An 18,233-nucleotide genomic window follows, 5' to 3' on the forward strand; every position below is an offset into this window, starting at 1 on the left:
CGGGTTGTCATATTAGAAAAGGATGTCATCGTGAGCTTAACCTTAGCGCAATTCAACGATTTATCACAAGAAGTCGCCATCGCTCAGCTATTGACTTGCTGCACCAGTAAAAGCTGGGCCTATAAACTTGCAGACGCCCGCCCTTTTACAGACGTTGATGCACTGCTAGCAAGTAGCGACGCTATCTGGAACAAAGTAAAAAAAGATGAGGCTAACTTATTAGAAGCATTTGATGGGCATCCGCAAATCGGTAACGTGGCATCTCTAAAAGAAAAATACCGCAACACACAAAGAAGCGCTGCACACGAACAGTCAGGCGCTAACGATGCAGCAGACGAAGTCCTCGAAGCACTTGCCAAAGGCAATCGAGACTATCTTGATAAATTTGGTTTTATTTTTATTGTCTTTGCGACCGGTAAAAGCGCGCAGCAAATGCTGGATCTGTTATTGGCGCGCCTGCCTAATGATCGCGCTACTGAACTAGCTAACGCAGCCGCTGAGCAAAATAAAATTACGCGTCTACGTTTAAACAAATTACTAGGTAATGCTGAGACAGGCAAATAGTAGTCGCAGAGTTAGACTAGCATTTTCACCCTATTTATATTTTTCACGAATACAAAGGAAGCATTATGTCTGCCACCCTATCATCACATATCTTAGACACTCATCTTGGCAAACCTGCCGCTGATGTCTCCGTTACTTTACACCGCGTACAAGACAATGGTGTCGCCACATTACTAGCGCATGGTACAACCAATAGTGATGGCCGTGTCACACCAGACGCTTGGCAGTTTGATACAGCCATCGATAGCACAGAGCGTCAGCTAGATATTGGCCGCTATACCGTAACGTTCGATACTCAGTCTTATTTTGATGCTCAGCAGCTGACAGCATTTTACCCGCAAGTGGTTATCGACTTTGTGGTAAACGACGCCAGTCATTATCACGTGCCACTTCTGCTTAGTGCGCACGGTTATAGCACTTATCGCGGATCATAGCTCTAGCGTTGTTTAGCTCTCTGCTTTGTTATTAGTTTTCAAGAAATACTATCAAAAGACATTTTATTAAGACACTGTCATATTAAAGGACATTTATTACATGGGCGCCTATCTTCTCGAATGGTTGAGTTTATTTTTCCGCTGGTTTCATGTTATCGCTGGAGTAGCATGGATTGGTGCATCGTTTTATTTTGTGTGGCTAGATCTAAGCCTACGCAAGCCGCCACAGTGGAAAACAGACAAAGGCATTTCGGGTGATCTTTGGGCCGTCCATGGCGGCGGGTTTTATGAGATTGCCAAATACAAACTCGAACCAGAAGAGATGCCAAAGACGCTACATTGGTTTAAATGGGAAGCTTATACCACTTGGCTGACGGGTGCGGCGATGATGTCTATCGTCTATTATGCCAATGCAACTGCCTACCTAATTGACCCAAGCAAAGTGCCTTTTACCAGTATCGGTGCCATTGCGACTAGCTTGCTGTTTTTATTTGGTAGTTACTTTATTTATGAAGTCATTGTGCGCAGTCATTTAGGTAAAAATGCCTTTATCTTTAGCACCTTGATTTTTATCTTACTGGTCATCGCGAGCTGGGGCTCTTATCAGCTGTTTAGTGATCGCGCCTCGTTCATTCATATCGGTGCTATCTTGGGCACAGTGATGGTAGGTAATGTCTTTTTCGGTATTATGCCAGCGCAGCGCGCCCTCGTTGATTGTGTGCGGCGCGGTGAAAAGCCGGGTAAAGAAGTTGCTGAATTGGCATTACAAGCCAAAAATCGCTCACTGATGAATAACTACTTTACCCTACCGCTTATCTTTACCATGATCAGCAACCATTACCCAATGATGTATGCTCATGAGAAAGGTTGGTTGGTATTGGTCTTCGTCGGTATCATTACCGCGACTGCGCGTCATTACTTTAACCAAAAGCATTTGGGTCATAAAAAACCACGCTACTTGGTTATTCCAACCATATTGACAGTGTTGTTAATTATTTGGATGCGACCTGAACCGATCGAGCCAGCGCCTGCAACGCCTGCTACTGCCTCAGTAACACCTACGACGACTGATAGCACGCCGCCAGCTACAAGCGCGACTACTGACTCAAGCACTGATACCGTTGCTAATGCTAATAACAGTTCTAATAGCAATGCTAATAATAGTGCTAACAACAGTATTAGCACTGATACTGCCACTGCTCAATCCGTACCCGTGAGCGCATCAGCAGATGACGCTATGATGGATGTTGTGCATACGCGCTGTAGCACCTGTCATGCTGTGCAGCCAACACAGCAAGGCTTCGCCGCACCGCCAGCAGGAATCATTTTGCAAACACCAGAAGACCTAAAAATCCATAAAGCTAAAATCGTCACTGCGGTACAAACTGGCTATATGCCGCTTGGTAATATTACTCAGTTGACAGATGCGGAGCGCCAACAGCTCGTGGCCTATGCATCATCACTTTAATTTTTGATAAAAAATAACTGTCCTTTACGAGCAACATTTTAATAAACATTTAAGGCTCTAAGCGATATAGGAATATAGATAATGAGCAAAAAAATTACCAGTGACTTTGATCTGAGCACATATCCCCGCGACCTAAAAGGCTATGCTGGCAATCCACCAAAAGCGAAATGGCCAGGTGGCGCAAAAATCGCCGTACAGTTTGTATTAAATATCGAAGAAGGGGCAGAAAATAGCGTCATCCATGGCGATGGTCAATCAGAGCGTTTTTTGTCTGATATCTTAGGCACGCCAGAATTTAACAACCGTCACCAGTCTATTGAATCTGCATTCGAATATGGTAGCCGTGTCGGTGTATGGCGTGTGCTAGATGTCTTTAAAGATTATGGTATTCCTATCACCACGTTTACCTGTGCCGCCGCTGCTGAAAAGACCCCGCATATTATCGAGCGTGTATTAGAAGATGGTCATGAAATTGCCAGTCATGGTCTACGCTGGATTACCTATCAGGACATGTACCGTGAAACGGAGCGCGAACACATTCGCTGTGCCACCCAAATATTTAAACGTATGCTAGGCGGCCAACCTCTCGGTTGGTATACAGGACGTGATAGTCCAAATACTCGTGAACTGGTCGCCGAACAAGGTGGCTATACCTATGACTCTGACTCGTACGGTGATGAGTTACCGTATTGGCTCAACGTAAAGGTTCAAGACGGCAATATGATTACGCGCAAACCACATTTGGTTATACCTTATAGCCTCGAGACCAATGACATGCGTTTTTCTTCTAGCCCAGGATTCACCCATGCTGAACCATTTTACCAATATCTAAAAGACAGCTTTGACACCTTATACGAAGAAGGCGCACATACCCCTAAAATGCTGACCATTGGCTTGCATTGCCGCATTATTGGGCGTGCAGGACGCATCAAAGCGCTAAAGCAGTTTTTGCAATATATCACCAATAAGCCCGACGTATGGATATGCCGCCGTGATGATATCGCCAAGCACTGGTACGAAAACCATCCTGCTACGTCAGACAACACGGCTAACTGGATGTAAGCTTAGGCTATCGTCCTAGTACTCGTTATACTTGGCTAAGCGAGTGCGAATTGGCATAGATGAATAAATAAGATAGTACCCACACTATCAACACACACCATTATTAAAAAAGGAATCATTGTGAGTCAAAACACTTCAGAAGTTGGACAAATTATTTCCGCAAACAATCTACCTGATACCCTGCCAGCATTTACCAAAAAATCAAACGTCGCTGACAGTCGCTTGGGGGCAAAATCACTGTTCGCCACCGATGATTTTTTTGCGGATAAAAGCCGTATTCTAAATCCTGATTCACCTATTTTTGTCGTGGGTAAATTCGATGACAACGGTAAGTGGATGGACGGCTGGGAAACTCGTCGCAAGCGCCATTTGGGTTACGATTATTTAGTTATCCAGCTTGCTCGCCCAACCAAAATTTCTGGTCTTGATATTGATACCAGTCACTTTACGGGTAACTTCCCCTCTTCCGCCAGTGTCGATGCTTTATACGCGCCCGAGCTGCTGCAGCAAGATGAAGCTGAACTTACCAGTCTAAGCAAAGAAGACTGGGACAATAAAAACTGGCAGGCGCTAGTAGGTATGACCCCGCTTCAAGGTCACAATCATGAGCTTGTCGAGATTGATCATGAGCAAACGGTCACCCATATTCGTTTGAATATTTATCCAGATGGCGGCGTTGCCCGACTACGTGTCTATGGTGATATCCAACTTGATGCCAGCCTAAACATACAAGGCGAGATGCTTGACTTGGCGGGCGCGTTAAACGGTGGTCGCGCCATTGCCAGTAACGATGCGCACTTTGGTGCAGCTAGTAATTTACTGCTACCAACTAAAGCGCCTAACATGGGCGATGGTTGGGAGACCCGTCGTCGCCGTGAGCCAGGCAATGACTGGTGCATCATCGCGCTAGGTCAAGCAGGTATCGTTGACGCTATCGAGATAGATACTGCCCACTTTAAAGGCAATTACCCTGATAAAGTCTCGATCCAAGCCGTCTACTCACCGAATACACCAGAGCAAACTTTAGTGACTCAAAGTATGTTTTGGGATACCTTGCTTGAGCCGCAAAAAACCAATGCTGACGACGTTCATACTTTTAGTAAAGACAAGCTTCAGATAGACCAGCCTATCACTCATATTCGGGTTAATATTTTTCCAGATGGTGGTATCAGCCGTGTACGCGTGTATGGAAAAATTGCTGAGGCTAATACTGACACTGGTACTGATATTGATAGCAAAGAGGCAAAATAATGAGTGTCACTCTAACGGCCAAGCCTTTGACTAAGGCAAACTTTGCCCCCTATGGCTCGGTCATCCAGCGCTATAGTATTGATGAGCAAACCGCTGACAATACTTATGAGATCAACAATGGCTATGCGGTTCGTCATCATGCACTTGCCGAAAGTAAACTAGACGGTGGCTCAGTTGGCATGAGTATCTTTCGCGCCAAAAAGCGTGAGAATCCGATTGCCCTTTCGGTCATGGAATACCATCCGCTTGGGACACAGGCGTTTGTATCTATGGAAGGCCAAGACTATATCATCGTAGTTGCCAAAGCTGGTGTGCCGCCGCAATCGCCTGATGACCTAGTAGTGTTTTATGCGAAATCTCACCAAGGTGTACAGTACGATGCTAATGTCTGGCATCACCCTCTACTCGCGCTTGGCCGTGACAGTGATTTCTTAGTTATAGATCGTATCAATGGCGAGGGTAATAACTGCCATGAGATTGATATCACAGATTGGCATGTGTCTATTGAGTTAAAAGGCGAATGCAGTTAACTGAATAAAAAATAGTCGCATCCAACAAGTACAAACTTAACGCCAGCTAATGTCTATTAGCTGGCTTTTTTATGTTCATTGAGTTATTAAATCATATGCCTATCAATTGATTAAAGCCTGTCAGACGACCCAATTTGGGGCACATAGATATCCATTTTGGTGCTTTTATGGCGGATCTGATACTTCGAAAAACATTGTTTGCCACATATATATAAATGCACGGAAATTGGCTCTCTCATTTGAGAACAGTTAAAGACTATTTTGCTTATTTCTACCCTAATTAGTGGTTAATAAGACTAAAAGTTATATGACTCTGTAGATGACAGTTCTCTAGGTCATTTGTGGCACAGTTATTGAATGCTCTTTAGTAGTAAGCATTTAAGCGCTATCAACCAACCGTTGTCTAACGAGCATTGGATTAATAATTTGTTTGCTAGCAAATAATAACGATGCAGTTTTGGGGCAATCAACAATCAATTGTACATAAAGGGGTCATATTTTGCGTTTTGATTTATTAACGAGCTTATCCTGTCATACCAATTCATCTAGCCAAAAGCTAGCTTTACTCAAACCATTATCAATAGCAGCTGTTGCTATCGCTGCTTTAGGTAGTATGTCTAGCATCCATGCTAAGACCTTCTTTACTGATACGAGTGTCTCCGTACTTTACGGTGATGACTATGAACTTGTAGAAGACGGAGAGCTGACGACCGTCACATTAGAGCATGCTTCCGCGCATGACTGGGGCGGCGTGTTCTTCTTTGTCGATCGAAACCAAGGTGCCGATGACATTGAAAACAATAGATTTAGAGAAACTTATGGTGAGCTGTCTCCTACATTCAAAATAGCAACTTTTAATGACAGTTTTATCAAGCAGGTTAATTTAGCCGCTACTTATGAATTTGGTTCGAACAGCACTGGCTTTGACCAAGATAATTATCTGGTTGGTATTGGTGCAGATCTCAATGTACCTATTCCAGGAATGAAGTTTGCGTCGGCTACTCTATATCATGCGTTTAATGACAATACTGACGATGATCAGCAAATTACCTTAACCTATGGTTGGGAACGCAATAATTTCGTCGTAGATGGTTTTATTGATTATTCATTTAATAATGATGATATTGAAGATAATATTCATATTAATCCACAAATTAAATACAACTTACAAGAAGTGCTCGGTATTGATAACCGCTTAGAAGTCGGTATGGAGTATAGCTATTGGAAAAATAAATACGGTGTCGATGGTGTGAATCAAAACTCTCCTAGTGCATTGGTAAAATTCCATTTTTAATACTCAATAGAAACTCTCTTGGCAGAAATAAACCCTTGTTCCTATATAGTTGGAACAAGGGTTTATTTTTTATATCTGAAAGCAGTCTCACTTGTTCCTGATTTAGGTACAGCGTTTATTTACGCCTATAAAGTCGATTTACGATAGCGACTCACGCCAGCGATGACTGTCTGATCAATTACTCTATCATCGCCTAGCATCATTAGTACAAACAACTGCTCTTCCAGTGTTTTGGTCTGCGCCATACGTCGCTCAAGCAATTCCGTTGCACCCATATCGATAACCACAAAATCTGCTTCTTTATTGGGCATAAAGTTACCGATTTTATTGTCCAATAATAGCGACTGGGCATTACCCAACGTAATTTGGTACAGCCCTTGATGAGCGGATAGTTGATTGCTTTGTAGTTGTTGGATTTTATACGCTTCTGACAGAGTCGTCAGCATCGACAGACTTGTCCCTGCTCCAACGTCAGTGGCGATACTGACACCAGTATAACTTAACGTCTTGGGTAAATCGAACAATCCACTACCCAAAAACAGGTTGGACGTCGGACAGTGTGATATCTGCGTACCAGTATCGCGTAAGCGTTCATACTCCGATTTTTCAAGGTGAATACCATGTGCCAAAGTGGTGCGGCGACCCAGTAATCCCATCGTATCATAGACGTCTAGATAACCTTTATGATTGGGATACAATTGTTTTACAAAGGCAATCTCATCATGATTTTCTGCCAAATGCGTCTGCAGATAAACATTCTCGTAACTGGCATACAGCTCACCTGCCATTTGTAGTTGCTTGGGTGACGAGGTAATGGCAAATCTTGGCGTAATAGCCACATGTTGGCGGCCGCGCTCATGCCAATTATCAATGATGTTTTGGGTATCTCGAATGCCCTGCTCAGCAGGTACACACAAATTATCAGGCGCATTTTGATCCATCAAGACATTGCCTGTGATCATACGGGTGTTGAGCCTTTGACTTTCCGTAAAAAATGCGTTTACTGATTCAGAGTGGCTGGTAGAAAATACCATGGCGCTCGTCGTACCATTGGCTAGCAACTGCTTTAAAAAGAACTGTGCCGTATCATGTGCTACTTTCGGATCGCCAAAATTGGCCTCGGTGACGAAAGTATAATTATTAAGCCAATCAAGTAATTGCTCACCGTAAGCAGCAATCATATCTATTTGCGGATAATGTACATGAGTGTCAATAAAGCCTGGCATGATTAACTTATCGCGATAGTCATGCACCTTGACTACTAACTGACCTGCTTGCTCAGAGATATTAGTATATTTCGCTAATATTGTCTCATTATGCCCATACTCTACAATGCGCCCTGTCACATCATCTACGACAAGCGCACCATCAGCGATGTATTCAGGATAAACCTGTACACCTTCAATCACTGGTAGTAACGTTACGTCTCGTTCCACAGCTAATGTCTGTGAATGATCAGAGGTTGCACGCTCAGTACGATCGCTTTCGGTCAAGTAGTGCAGCAGTCGAGCTTGATAAATATGTAGGGTCATTCGTAGATCTCACAATGGCTTGGTAGTCCTGAGCGTTTTAATAAATAGTACTGAGCGCTTTAATAATTTGATAAAAAGTATAAAAGTTATATGGAGTGAACCGTTCAAGAAATAGCTTGATGATACTGCTGTAAGAGCTGTGCCACGATAGAAACCGCCACCGCCATCGGCTCTTTCCCACCAACTTGCAATCCGATTGGCATGACCAACTGATTGACCAGTTGCTCACTGTAGCCACGCTGCATCAAGCGATCTCTAAAACGCTTGGCTTTGGTTGCTGAGGCAATGCAGCCTATGTAAGGTGCTGAAATATCTGAACATTGATCCTCAGACGAGCTAGTATCATAAATAGTATCTAATGCCGCCCGCACTAACTCAAAATCAACACTATGGTCATGAGTCATAACCAGAATAAAACGCTGACCACCCTGCTCGATAAATGGGCGCACAAAATCTACAGGCTCATCATCGATATGCGGACGGATATGCGCTGGTAAGTTATAAAGTTTGGATTGATTAGTAGTAGATTCATCAACTAAGTAACGCTTAAACATCTCTGGGCGACTGTCCACCCAATCTACCTGACAAGGTAGCTCAGCGAGGATGGTCATTAGCGCTGATGCTACATGCCCTGCACCAAACACTAGTACTGACATCGGCGGCGTTACATTGAAGCATTCGAACATAACGGTGACGCTACCGCCGCAACACTGTGCCAATTTCGCACCTAGCGGGTAGTGCTTGGTGTAGACAGCATCACGGCGCACTGCTTTAGAAGGTATTAACGTGCTTTCACCGTCAGTTTCAGCGACTTTTGGTTTTACTTCTTTTGATACCGTTGATGCTATTTCACCATTCAATAGCTGCCGTGCCGTGTTGATAACATCGTGCTCTAGACCGCCGCCGCCCAGCGTATCCACGATATTGTCTTGCGTGATGATCATCTTCGCCTGTAGCGCTCGAGGAGCAGATCCATTCACAGCCACGACCGTCGCCAATACGTGAGCAATGCCGCGCTGCTGATATCGCGCTAGACCTTCATACCAGACGACTGGCGGTGTTAACGACTCATTCACTGTGCGCAGGACCTCTTGCCCCTGCTACATTCGGATGCTCTATCGCATTAGGCTGATCATCGGTTTGTTTGCCTTCGACTTCTTTTGGATCGATATCTTTGGCATGACGTACGTCTTGCGGCATTACCTTCTCGTTGTAAAGGTCACTGTTCTCTTCTGCACCTTTGACTAAACTATCAACCGTATCTGTATCTACTTTAGTTGTTAAATCCCACGATGTGCCTTGCATGCGCATGACTGCTTTTAATACCGCTTCTGGCGTCGCAGGCATGGTCAGCTCTGGATTCTTCTTATAATCACCAAGGCTCGCGACCGCATTATTGAGTGCGCACCAAACACTGGCTGCCAACATAAACGGCGGCTCGCCAACGGCTTTAGAGTTATAGATAGTTTGTTCTTCGTTTTTGCGATCGTACAGTTTGACATTCCACTGCTTAGGCAAGTCATGCGCGGTTGGAATTTTATAATTGGCAGGACTGTCGGATGCCAGCTTACCTTTGTCATTCCAGATCAGCTCTTCTGCCGTAAGCCAACCCATACCTTGCACAAAACCACCTTCAATTTGCCCAATATCAATGGCAGGGTTGATCGATTGTCCTGCGTCATGTAACACATCACAGCGTAATACTTTGTACTCACCTGTCAATGTATCAATCTCAACCTCAGCACAAGCTGCACCCAAAGCAAAGTAGAAGAACGGACGTCCCCATGCTTTGGAGCGATCATAGAATATCTTAGGCGTTTTATAGTAGCCAGTAGACGACAGACTGATACGGTTCTGGTACGACAGTTGAATCATCTCAGCAAAAGTCAGTGTTTCTTTATCGCCAATATAGACATGGTTCTTTTCAAAACGTATGTCTTCTTGCGCCACTTCGAAATGCTCAGCGGCAAATTCAAGTATGCGAGATTTAATGCATAGACAAGCGTTCTGTGCCGCCTTACCATTGATATCGGTACCTGATGACGCGGCAGTTGGTGAGGTATTAGGCACTTTGTCGGTACGTGTCGCTGATACTTTGACCGTGTCCAAATCAACATCAAATTCATTGGCAACAATCTGGGCAATTTTAATATACAGTCCTTGCCCCATCTCTGTACCGCCGTGATTGAGATGGATACTGCCATCAGTATAAATATGTACCAATGCACCTGCCTGATTAAGCGTCTGCACCGTAAATGAAATACCGAATTTTACTGGCGTTAGAGCAAGACCCAAGCGTTTGTCACTGCCTTTAGCGGCAGCTTTTTGATTGGCTTCTAGGATTTGTTGACGACGATTGTCATAATCACAATCGTCTGCCAACTTGGTCATGATGGTCGCTAAATCAAAATGCTCAATCGTCTGACCGTAATGGGTACTTTGACCATCTTGATATAAGTTTGCTAAGCGTACTTGCAGCGGATCCTGCCCTAATGTATAGGCAATATGATCCATCATATATTCAGCAGTCATCAAACCTTGTGGACCACCAAATCCTCGATAGGCAGTATTGGATACGGTATGCGTTTTGCAGCGATGACCCGCAACATGGGCAGCTGGATAATAGTAGGCATTATCACAGTGGAACATCGCTCTATCAACGATGGCATCAGACAAATCTGGTGCGTAACCACACAAACCAGCCAGTTGCATGTCCACGCCCAATATACAACCAGACTCGTCTAAACCGACTTCGTAGCGGTTGGCAAACTCATGGCGCTTACCCGTCACCACCATGTCATCTTGGCGATCTAGACGCATACTGACAGGGACGTTATGGCGTTTGGCGATAATACCGCACAGACATGCCCATGCAGCGGCTTGCGTTTCTTTACCACCAAACCCGCCACCCATACGGCGCACGACTGTGTTTACCGCATGAAATGGCAAATCCGTTACTTCAGCGACGAGCTGCTGTACTTCGCTTGGATGCTGTGACGACGTGTATACTTCTAGCCCGCCATCGTCACAAGGCACGACATAAGACACTTGGCCTTCGAGATAAAAGTGCTCTTGCCCGCGCATATGAATATGACCTTCAATGCGAATCGGTGCGTTCTCAAGTGCAGTCGCCGCGTCACCACGCTTCATAAAGTGACTCGGACGTACAAAGAACTCTTGCTCTAACGCTTTATCAATACTAAGTACTGCTGGCAATGGCTCATACTCCACCACTGCCTTGGTAGCCGCTTTTTTGGCAGCGCGATGACTGCTCGCTACTACTACAAATAACGTCTGACCCACATACTCTGTGATGTCATCCACCATCAGTGGCTCACCGTCGAACACCGCACCGATATCCGTCTGCGCAGGCAAATCTTTAAAACTTAAGACATCTACCACCCCATCCGCATCTCTAACAGCGCTTAAATCCATACTCAGTACACGTGCATGAGCATGGCTGCTTTTACCTACTGCCAGATGTAGCGTGCCTTGCGGTTTTGCAATATCATCCACATAAGTCGCCGTCCCCATGACATGACTAATCGCACTATCATGCTTAGCCGAGGTACCAATTTTGTTTTTTGGCGGACGCACGCGGCGGATACTATAACTGTCAAATAAGGACGAATGATGGCTCATGGCGGATCTCTTCTATTAGGACGCTTTAATTAATGCTTTTTTATTTCTGGCAAATATAACGATAAGGCGGTATTAGCAAACAACAACTCTGCTAGTTAAGCGGTCTCGGTCTGTCTACCTGCTACCAATTGCTTACCGCACTTCACCAGTAGACGCTGTACCACATGTGAGCGATATTCACGGCTGGCTCTAACATCAGTCATAGGCGTAACGTCTACAGACAAGACTTGTGCTGCTTGCTCAAAACTCGCAACTTCAGCCGCTTGCCCAATGAGCGCTTGCTGACAGGTTGTGGCTAACAATGGTATGGCAGCCATTCCGCCAAGCCCAAGCTTTGCATTCTCTATCGTCATGCCATCTGCTGATACATCGATTCGCGCAGCCAATAGACACGCTGAAATATCATCTTCGTAGCGTTTGCTAATTTTATGAATAAATAAGTGCTGATTGTCATGCATCAGAGGAATATGAATAGCGACTACGTAACTGCCTGCTTGCAGTTTGGTCTTTTTATAATCTAAGAAAAATTCTGATAAAGGTATGATCTCATCCGTATAAACCGAATCACTATTATCTAAATCGTTACCTGATTCTTCATGATTATCCGCGCAATGACGCAGATGAATTGACGCATCTAACGCTAATAAAATCGGTGGTAAATCACCAATTGGAGAAGCGTTGGCTATATTGCCGCCGATGGTACCCATATTACGAATTTGCGGAGAGGCAATGCGCTCAAATACTTGCGCAAAACTTGGAAAATACTGCTCAAGTACAGGCAACATCTGCTGATAGCTCATGCCAGCACCTAATACTAGTGATTGGCTAGGAGCTTGCTTGTCATCCGACTCTTCATTGCTTGAGTCATACTTTGCGTCAAATAATGACCATGATTTTAATGCCTCAATACCCGAAAGTTGGATAATGACCTCGTGATCAACCAAATGCTGGGTTACACTCAATCCCAAATCCGTACCGCCTGCCCAAATCGTTGCATGCGGATAGGCCGCTAATACTTGGTTAAGCTCATCTAGTGACTTGGGCATATATAATTGTCGCCCAGCATCACTGATTACAGGGGCAATCGCTTTCGACTCTTCATTCTTTAATTCGACGTTATCTAGCACGTTTTCAGATACTGCTGATTCTTTTGTACTACGAATCGCGTCTGTGGCTAGACTGATAGTCAAGTCTTTCACCGCTGAATGCTCTGCTTCTCTCTGCTGACCGATATCACTCATCAGTAGGCCCGCCTCGATAATCGGTCGATAACCTGTACAGCGGCATAGATTGCCAGAGATTGAAGCAACCACTTCATCATAGCTTAGTTGCTTGGCATCGTTCTGACTTGCTGTCTCTTGACTTGTCTGCATACGATTGTTTTCGTAAACACAAGCCAGCGACATCACAAACCCAGGTGTACAAAAACCGCACTGCGATCCGTGACATTCAACCATGGCTTGCTGTGCTGGATGCAGCAAAGCACGTTCTGGGTGATGTTCTGGATTATCTGCTAAATAAGAAGCCGTCATCAGATGATGACCATCCATAAGCGACACTAGCGTAATGCAAGAGTTAATCGTATAGAACGGTGGCGTAGCATTTTTTTCGTCGCCATTTTCATCATTAAGCACTTGCTGGCTAGCGTTAGGCAGGCGCTGAACCATCACAGTACAGGCACCGCAATCACCACTACCACAGCCTTCCTTCGTATCCGTTTGGCCTTCATGCAATCGTAGATACTCAAGCACCGTCGTATTAGGGTTAAGCTGGGTTAGCTCGTGGCGTTTCCCATTTAAGTAAAAACTAATCATAGCAAGACTCGGCTAAAATAAAATAATGAAGATAAGCATAAGGCTTAAGGCTTAAGGAATTTAACGGCTTAAATGCTGAACGTAAGCACTTGGTTTACATCATGCTGCAACCGTTCAAGTACGGTTATTCTGTTTTATAACTTTTAAAGTATTCGCTGTTTTGTTTGCTAACACATTCTTAAGAGATAGAAAAAATCAGCAAGCATCGAACAATATTGTTAGAAAACTCGTACTATAGGATACTTGACTATTTGGTCAGCTTTCAACATATTATCACTATTCTTATTTATAACACAACCCGTTAAAATGCCTATAGATACTATCAAACAGTTGGCGAATAATTGGTGAATAACTTAAATCTAAGTAAATACCTATACGTTTTATAGACTTTATTCACTGCTCAGCCACTCAAAACCAGACACTGTTTTTATAAATATTTCTAATTTTATACATAGTGAATAATAAAGCTGAGCGTTAGATGAGTCATACTATAAACAGCGAGATAGCCTGCGTAAAAACAGTACTGAATACATATATCGCCTTTAAACTGCTATGAACAGCTGATTTTTATATATAATGTCTGCAAATAAGCCCGACTCTTCACTACTATTATTTCTAATGATGGTTAGTCGTGAGATGTCGTTGGGCTAGAATCGTTTTTGAGATATTACTATGAAGTCATTTGCCTTTACCCATTTGCTAGTAGCAACGATGCTGTTAGGAGGTTGTCAATCATTTCAATTCGTTGACAGTCCTATCCCCGTGAAGCCCGCCCCTACTAAGCTTGTTGCTCCATAAAAAGCCTAGCACTTAATAGAACTTACCGCTCAATAAAAATTGGCACAAAAAAAAGCAGACATCAATAATGTCTGCTTTTTTATTCGATCGCTCTGTCGGTTCTAGCTGTTTTTAACGCTTAGCATCAGCTGGTTGATGCTTAATAATCGTTTTGGCCAGATGATCACCAAACCAAATAGCAGTATCAATATCACCCGAACCTGGTGTCTCTTCAGGTGGCCCATCAAGCGACTGAGTCATCAACCCCAAAAAGCTAGACAGACGGTTTAAGTCGTGAGCCTCATGACCTGTCGGCATCAATGGCAGACCAATCCAGTTCATACCATGTTGCATCGCATATAGAGAAATCTGCTGCAATACGGCAAGTTTATCACCGCTCAGGCCGCCCGAATTGGCAAACGCTGCTGCCCATTTACCCTCCCACTTACGATGATACCAACGCTTAGATGTCTCATCCATAAAGGTCTTAAACTCAGCCGTCACGCTACCCATATACACTGCACTACCAAAAACCAGCAAGTCTGCCTGATCTAAATAATCCCAATCAACATCATAAACATCGACAGCTTTGGCTTGTGCTTCTGGCAATTGCTGATGCGCACCTTGTACTATCGCCTCAGCGACACGCTTGGTATGACCATAATTACTATGGAAGATAACAGCGATTGAGACATTAGGCGCGTTATCAGTAGATGTAGAGGTGTTAGACGATTTAGCAGGTGTATTCATACGTACTCTAATAATAAATAATTGGTTGAATATAAAACTTACAAAATATTGGATACTTAGCCACAATCGATAGTTGGTGACTTCACTTTCACTGATAAGTACTTATCGATAGCTCAAACTTTCGAACTATCAGGCGATATAACAGAATCAAGCAACGCTTCTTTGAGTCAATTTAACTGGTAGAAACATCAATAATGATAGAGCAATCGCATAGTCTTTAACTGCACAGTCCTTAATTACATAGTCTCTATACGTCAGCGTATACATACCAGTATATATGCGACGACCTTCATTGAATTCAAGCCCATTGTATCAGACGTATTTTCGTTTTTAAGTTATTTATTAAAGTCTGACTAATCAGATCATATATCCTTTTAATATATTTTGTATAAATGGGTAAGTCGCGTTAACTGATAATATGACACAAACAACTTCCCGATACCTGATAAACCTATAATTATCAGAACTATAGGCAACTATTAATATCAAATAATATATACAGCAGTTTATTTATTCCATATCATCATATACTCATTCTATTTTTTCTAATCTCTCCGTATTTACATTAATGACAATAGGATTATGATGTAACGCTTGTTACTGCTTAACCAAATTAACAGAAATACAGTTTCCAATTCTGCAAACCTGCGCAACTATACTCATATAAATTCTTATAAAAATGATATCTGATAACATCATCGGATAAGGAAGCTATTACCTTGACTACTCTCGTTCAACCTGTAAACGACACAAAAGATCCTATCGTCAGAGATGATCTGGCATTAAATGCACCGCAAAAACCCTTAATTATGGGAGGCGGCATCGTAGGATTGATGGTGCTTGCGTATCTACTAGCCACTCAACATATCTCTCAATCATTGCTGCTTGGGATAGGTCTTTTGTTAGGCTATACCCTTTTTCATGCCCGCTTTGGCTTTACCTCTGCCTTTAGACGTATGATGTCAGTGGGTAACGGTCAGGCGATGCGTTCACACATGCTGATGCTGGCAGTTGCTGTTACGCTATTTGCGCCAATCCTTGCTTATGGCACGACTCTATTTGGCGGTCCTGTCGCAGGTTATGTCGCGCCATTAGGGGTCAGTCTAGTCGTAGGTGCATTTGTATTTGGTATCGGCATGCAACTGGGCGGCGGCTGTGCCTCTGGTACGCTCTATGCAGTAGGCGGTGGACGCTCTGTTATGTTCATCACCTTTATTTTCTTCATAGTAGGTGCCACGATTGGGGCTTATCATTTACCATTCTGGACAGAAGAAATGCCCGCTTATGCGCCTTTCTCTTTAGCAACCTCTACAAGTCTTGGTTATACAGGTGCATGGCTGGTGTCGCTAGCCATATTCGGCATTATCGCATGGGTGACGTTAGTCGTTGAGAAAAAAAGAAACGCACCGAAGATGGCGCCCGTACCTTCTGAGTCTGGTTGGAAACGGATCTTTCGTGGTTCTTGGCCGCTATTTGCTGCTGCAATCGTTTTGGCTTTACTTAACGGTCTGACATTACTCACACGTGGTCAACCGTGGGGTATTACGTCAGCATTCACATTATGGGGCTCTAAAATTGCAAGCGGCTTTGGCATGGATGTGGCTAGTTGGGGCTATTGGCAAGGCGCTAATGCAGCAGCACTTGAGGCCTCTATCTTTGCAGATTCGACCACTGTATTAAATATCGGCATTATCATTGGCGCGTTTATCGCCTCTGCTGCAGGTGGTTTGTTTAAGTTTACTAAGATTACTGCCGGTAACTTTGCAGCATCGGTCATCGGCGGATTGATGATGGGATATGGCGCCCGTCTCGCGTTCGGTTGTAATATCGGCGCTTACTTTGGTGGTATCGCCTCTTTCAGCTTACATGGTTATATCTGGGGCATACTGGCAATGGCAGGTACGTTCTTGGCACTATATTTACGTCCTCTATTTGGCCTATCAGTGCCAAAATCTAGCGACTCCGTTTGTTAATACAGATTTTGTATTAATACAGACCTTATGTTAATACGAATGTAGCTCTCAAATAAAAAACAGCAGAATAATCTGCTGTTTTTTGTTGTTTATCACTTCCTTGCCACTACTCATTATTATATAGCCAAAGAAATCTAAAACAGCTACAAGGCAGCCGACCGTAGATTGTACATATAGTACATCTAGGGAGGGTAACACCGTAGCGGTTTAGTAGTTCGCTGGCTATAAAGCTGCTAAAAACGAACGATGACCAGTGCCATCCGACCTGTTGCAGGCTGGTGCATATGAGTCTGACGGCGATACGAGTAATAGTGAGTATTTGCGTAACTACAGTCAACAGGCAAATCATTCATAACTGTAGCACCAGCAGCTTCTAACTGCATGGCAGCAAGCTTGGGTAAATCCAACTTTATCTTGTCATCATGAGACGATATGGAAAATAGCGACACAAAGTCATCGATATGCTTCTTTGACAACGTCTGGTTGGCTATACACCCAGCCAATAGCTTATCGCGAACGTCTACACTTACTTCATAATTTTCCTGACTGATACAAACGCCTATCCAAGCTTGTATAGGACCTGAATCGGTAAAGCGGTTGACAGCCTCTTGTATCACACCACAGGCCAATCCTTGCCAGCCTGCATGAATCGCTGCGATTTTGCCACTGGTAGGCTGATATAAGACAATCGGTACACAGTCTGCCGTCATGATCGCCAGACCACAACCACTTTGTTGACTGACCATCGCATCAGCAGACATTGGCGCCATATTCAGCGTAGTAGCATCGACATCATGAATATGTTTACCATGAACCTGACTGACCCAATGTAAGCGATTAATGGCCGCATGCTGCTCGTTTTGTGCAGACTTATCTGTCAGCTGCTCATTGATAGCAGCCAATAGATTCATGCGGTTATCTAATACTTGCAGTGCATTATCATTGACATGCAGACCTAAATTCAGCTCGCCGTAATTTGACTGACCCTCAAACCCTGTACGCTGGTTTTTAGCAGCAGAGTCATCAATATCACCATGCACAAAAGCAGCCGTCTGAAAAACAGCCACATCATCAATTTGCGCAATCATTGTCATCGGGAACGTGTTCATCATGGCTGCTCGCTCTCACCTCTCATCTAGTAA

14 protein-coding genes are annotated in these 18,233 nt (G+C 43.9%); 8 read left to right on the forward strand and 6 right to left on the reverse strand.

Annotated elements, in window-relative coordinates; all coding sequences use genetic code 11:
* Positions 1-30: 30 nt before the first annotated feature.
* From uraD to ACHEVO_RS04740, 7 genes are all read left to right on the forward strand, one after another.
* Entirely contained in the window at positions 31-564 is a 534-nt protein-coding gene (gene uraD / locus ACHEVO_RS04710) for a 2-oxo-4-hydroxy-4-carboxy-5-ureidoimidazoline decarboxylase (protein WP_394124121.1), read from the forward strand.
* Between the two features lie 65 nt (positions 565-629).
* Complete coding sequence (gene uraH / locus ACHEVO_RS04715) at positions 630-998, forward strand: hydroxyisourate hydrolase (RefSeq protein WP_394124122.1); 369 nt, start codon at positions 630-632, stop codon at positions 996-998.
* Positions 999-1,098: 100 nt separating this feature from the next.
* Complete coding sequence (locus ACHEVO_RS04720; protein ID WP_394124123.1) at positions 1,099-2,466, forward strand: urate hydroxylase PuuD; 1,368 nt, start codon at positions 1,099-1,101, stop codon at positions 2,464-2,466.
* Positions 2,467-2,547: 81 nt separating this feature from the next.
* On the forward strand, positions 2,548-3,528 hold the full coding sequence (puuE, locus tag ACHEVO_RS04725; protein WP_394124124.1) for an allantoinase PuuE: 981 nt from the start codon (positions 2,548-2,550) through the stop codon (positions 3,526-3,528).
* A gap of 150 nt (positions 3,529-3,678) precedes the next feature.
* Entirely contained in the window at positions 3,679-4,779 is a 1,101-nt protein-coding gene (gene alc, locus ACHEVO_RS04730) for an allantoicase (protein ID WP_394124391.1), read from the forward strand.
* On the forward strand, positions 4,779-5,309 hold the full coding sequence (locus ACHEVO_RS04735; RefSeq protein ID WP_341609056.1) for an ureidoglycolate lyase: 531 nt from the start codon (positions 4,779-4,781) through the stop codon (positions 5,307-5,309). The genes alc and ACHEVO_RS04735 overlap by 1 nt, the downstream gene beginning before the upstream one ends.
* Positions 5,310-5,922: 613 nt before the next feature.
* Positions 5,923-6,603, forward strand: a complete 681-nt coding sequence (locus ACHEVO_RS04740) for a DUF5020 family protein (RefSeq protein ID WP_394124125.1) — start codon at positions 5,923-5,925, stop codon at positions 6,601-6,603.
* 125 nt (positions 6,604-6,728) lie between these two features.
* On the opposite strand, the gene guaD is transcribed toward ACHEVO_RS04740, so the two are convergent.
* The 5 genes from guaD to ACHEVO_RS04765 form a co-directional block, all read right to left on the reverse strand.
* Positions 6,729-8,135 (reverse strand): guanine deaminase, encoded by a 1,407-nt coding sequence (gene guaD, locus ACHEVO_RS04745; protein ID WP_394124126.1) that lies wholly within the window; start codon positions 8,133-8,135, stop codon positions 6,729-6,731.
* Between the two features lie 104 nt (positions 8,136-8,239).
* Positions 8,240-9,211 (reverse strand): XdhC family protein, encoded by a 972-nt coding sequence (locus tag ACHEVO_RS04750; RefSeq protein WP_394124127.1) that lies wholly within the window; start codon positions 9,209-9,211, stop codon positions 8,240-8,242.
* On the reverse strand, positions 9,204-11,777 hold the full coding sequence (gene xdhB / locus ACHEVO_RS04755) for a xanthine dehydrogenase molybdopterin binding subunit (RefSeq protein ID WP_394124128.1): 2,574 nt from the start codon (positions 11,775-11,777) through the stop codon (positions 9,204-9,206). The genes ACHEVO_RS04750 and xdhB overlap by 8 nt, the downstream gene beginning before the upstream one ends.
* 95 nt (positions 11,778-11,872) lie before the next feature.
* Positions 11,873-13,591, reverse strand: a complete 1,719-nt coding sequence (locus tag ACHEVO_RS04760) for a xanthine dehydrogenase small subunit (RefSeq protein WP_394124129.1) — start codon at positions 13,589-13,591, stop codon at positions 11,873-11,875.
* A gap of 909 nt (positions 13,592-14,500) precedes the next feature.
* Entirely contained in the window at positions 14,501-15,118 is a 618-nt protein-coding gene (locus tag ACHEVO_RS04765; protein WP_394124130.1) for a flavodoxin family protein, read from the reverse strand.
* 719 nt (positions 15,119-15,837) lie between these two features.
* Between ACHEVO_RS04765 and ACHEVO_RS04770 the strand changes: the two genes are divergently transcribed.
* A complete protein-coding gene (locus tag ACHEVO_RS04770) occupies positions 15,838-17,091 on the forward strand; it encodes a YeeE/YedE family protein (protein ID WP_394124131.1) in 1,254 nt (417 codons plus the stop codon).
* Positions 17,092-17,324: 233 nt separating this feature from the next.
* Here the strand turns inward: ACHEVO_RS04770 and ACHEVO_RS04775 are convergent, their stop codons facing one another.
* Positions 17,325-18,203 (reverse strand): polyphenol oxidase family protein, encoded by an 879-nt coding sequence (locus ACHEVO_RS04775; protein WP_394124132.1) that lies wholly within the window; start codon positions 18,201-18,203, stop codon positions 17,325-17,327.
* Positions 18,204-18,233 lie beyond the last annotated feature (30 nt).

Source organism: Psychrobacter nivimaris (genome assembly GCF_043419765.1).
GTDB lineage: Bacteria > Pseudomonadota > Gammaproteobacteria > Pseudomonadales > Moraxellaceae > Psychrobacter.

Coding starts and splice junctions, on each gene's coding strand:
- uraH (WP_394124122.1), top strand. CDS start 630: ATGTCTGCCACCCTATCATCACATATCTTAGACACTCATCTTGGCAAA.
- ACHEVO_RS04720 (WP_394124123.1), top strand. CDS start 1,099: ATGGGCGCCTATCTTCTCGAATGGTTGAGTTTATTTTTCCGCTGGTTT.
- puuE (WP_394124124.1), top strand. CDS start 2,548: ATGAGCAAAAAAATTACCAGTGACTTTGATCTGAGCACATATCCCCGC.
- ACHEVO_RS04735 (WP_341609056.1), top strand. CDS start 4,779: ATGAGTGTCACTCTAACGGCCAAGCCTTTGACTAAGGCAAACTTTGCC.
- ACHEVO_RS04740 (WP_394124125.1), top strand. CDS start 5,923: ATGTCTAGCATCCATGCTAAGACCTTCTTTACTGATACGAGTGTCTCC.
- guaD (WP_394124126.1), bottom strand. CDS start 8,135: ATGACCCTACATATTTATCAAGCTCGACTGCTGCACTACTTGACCGAA.
- xdhB (WP_394124128.1), bottom strand. CDS start 11,777: ATGAGCCATCATTCGTCCTTATTTGACAGTTATAGTATCCGCCGCGTG.
- ACHEVO_RS04760 (WP_394124129.1), bottom strand. CDS start 13,591: ATGATTAGTTTTTACTTAAATGGGAAACGCCACGAGCTAACCCAGCTT.
- ACHEVO_RS04765 (WP_394124130.1), bottom strand. CDS start 15,118: ATGAATACACCTGCTAAATCGTCTAACACCTCTACATCTACTGATAAC.
- ACHEVO_RS04775 (WP_394124132.1), bottom strand. CDS start 18,203: ATGATGAACACGTTCCCGATGACAATGATTGCGCAAATTGATGATGTG.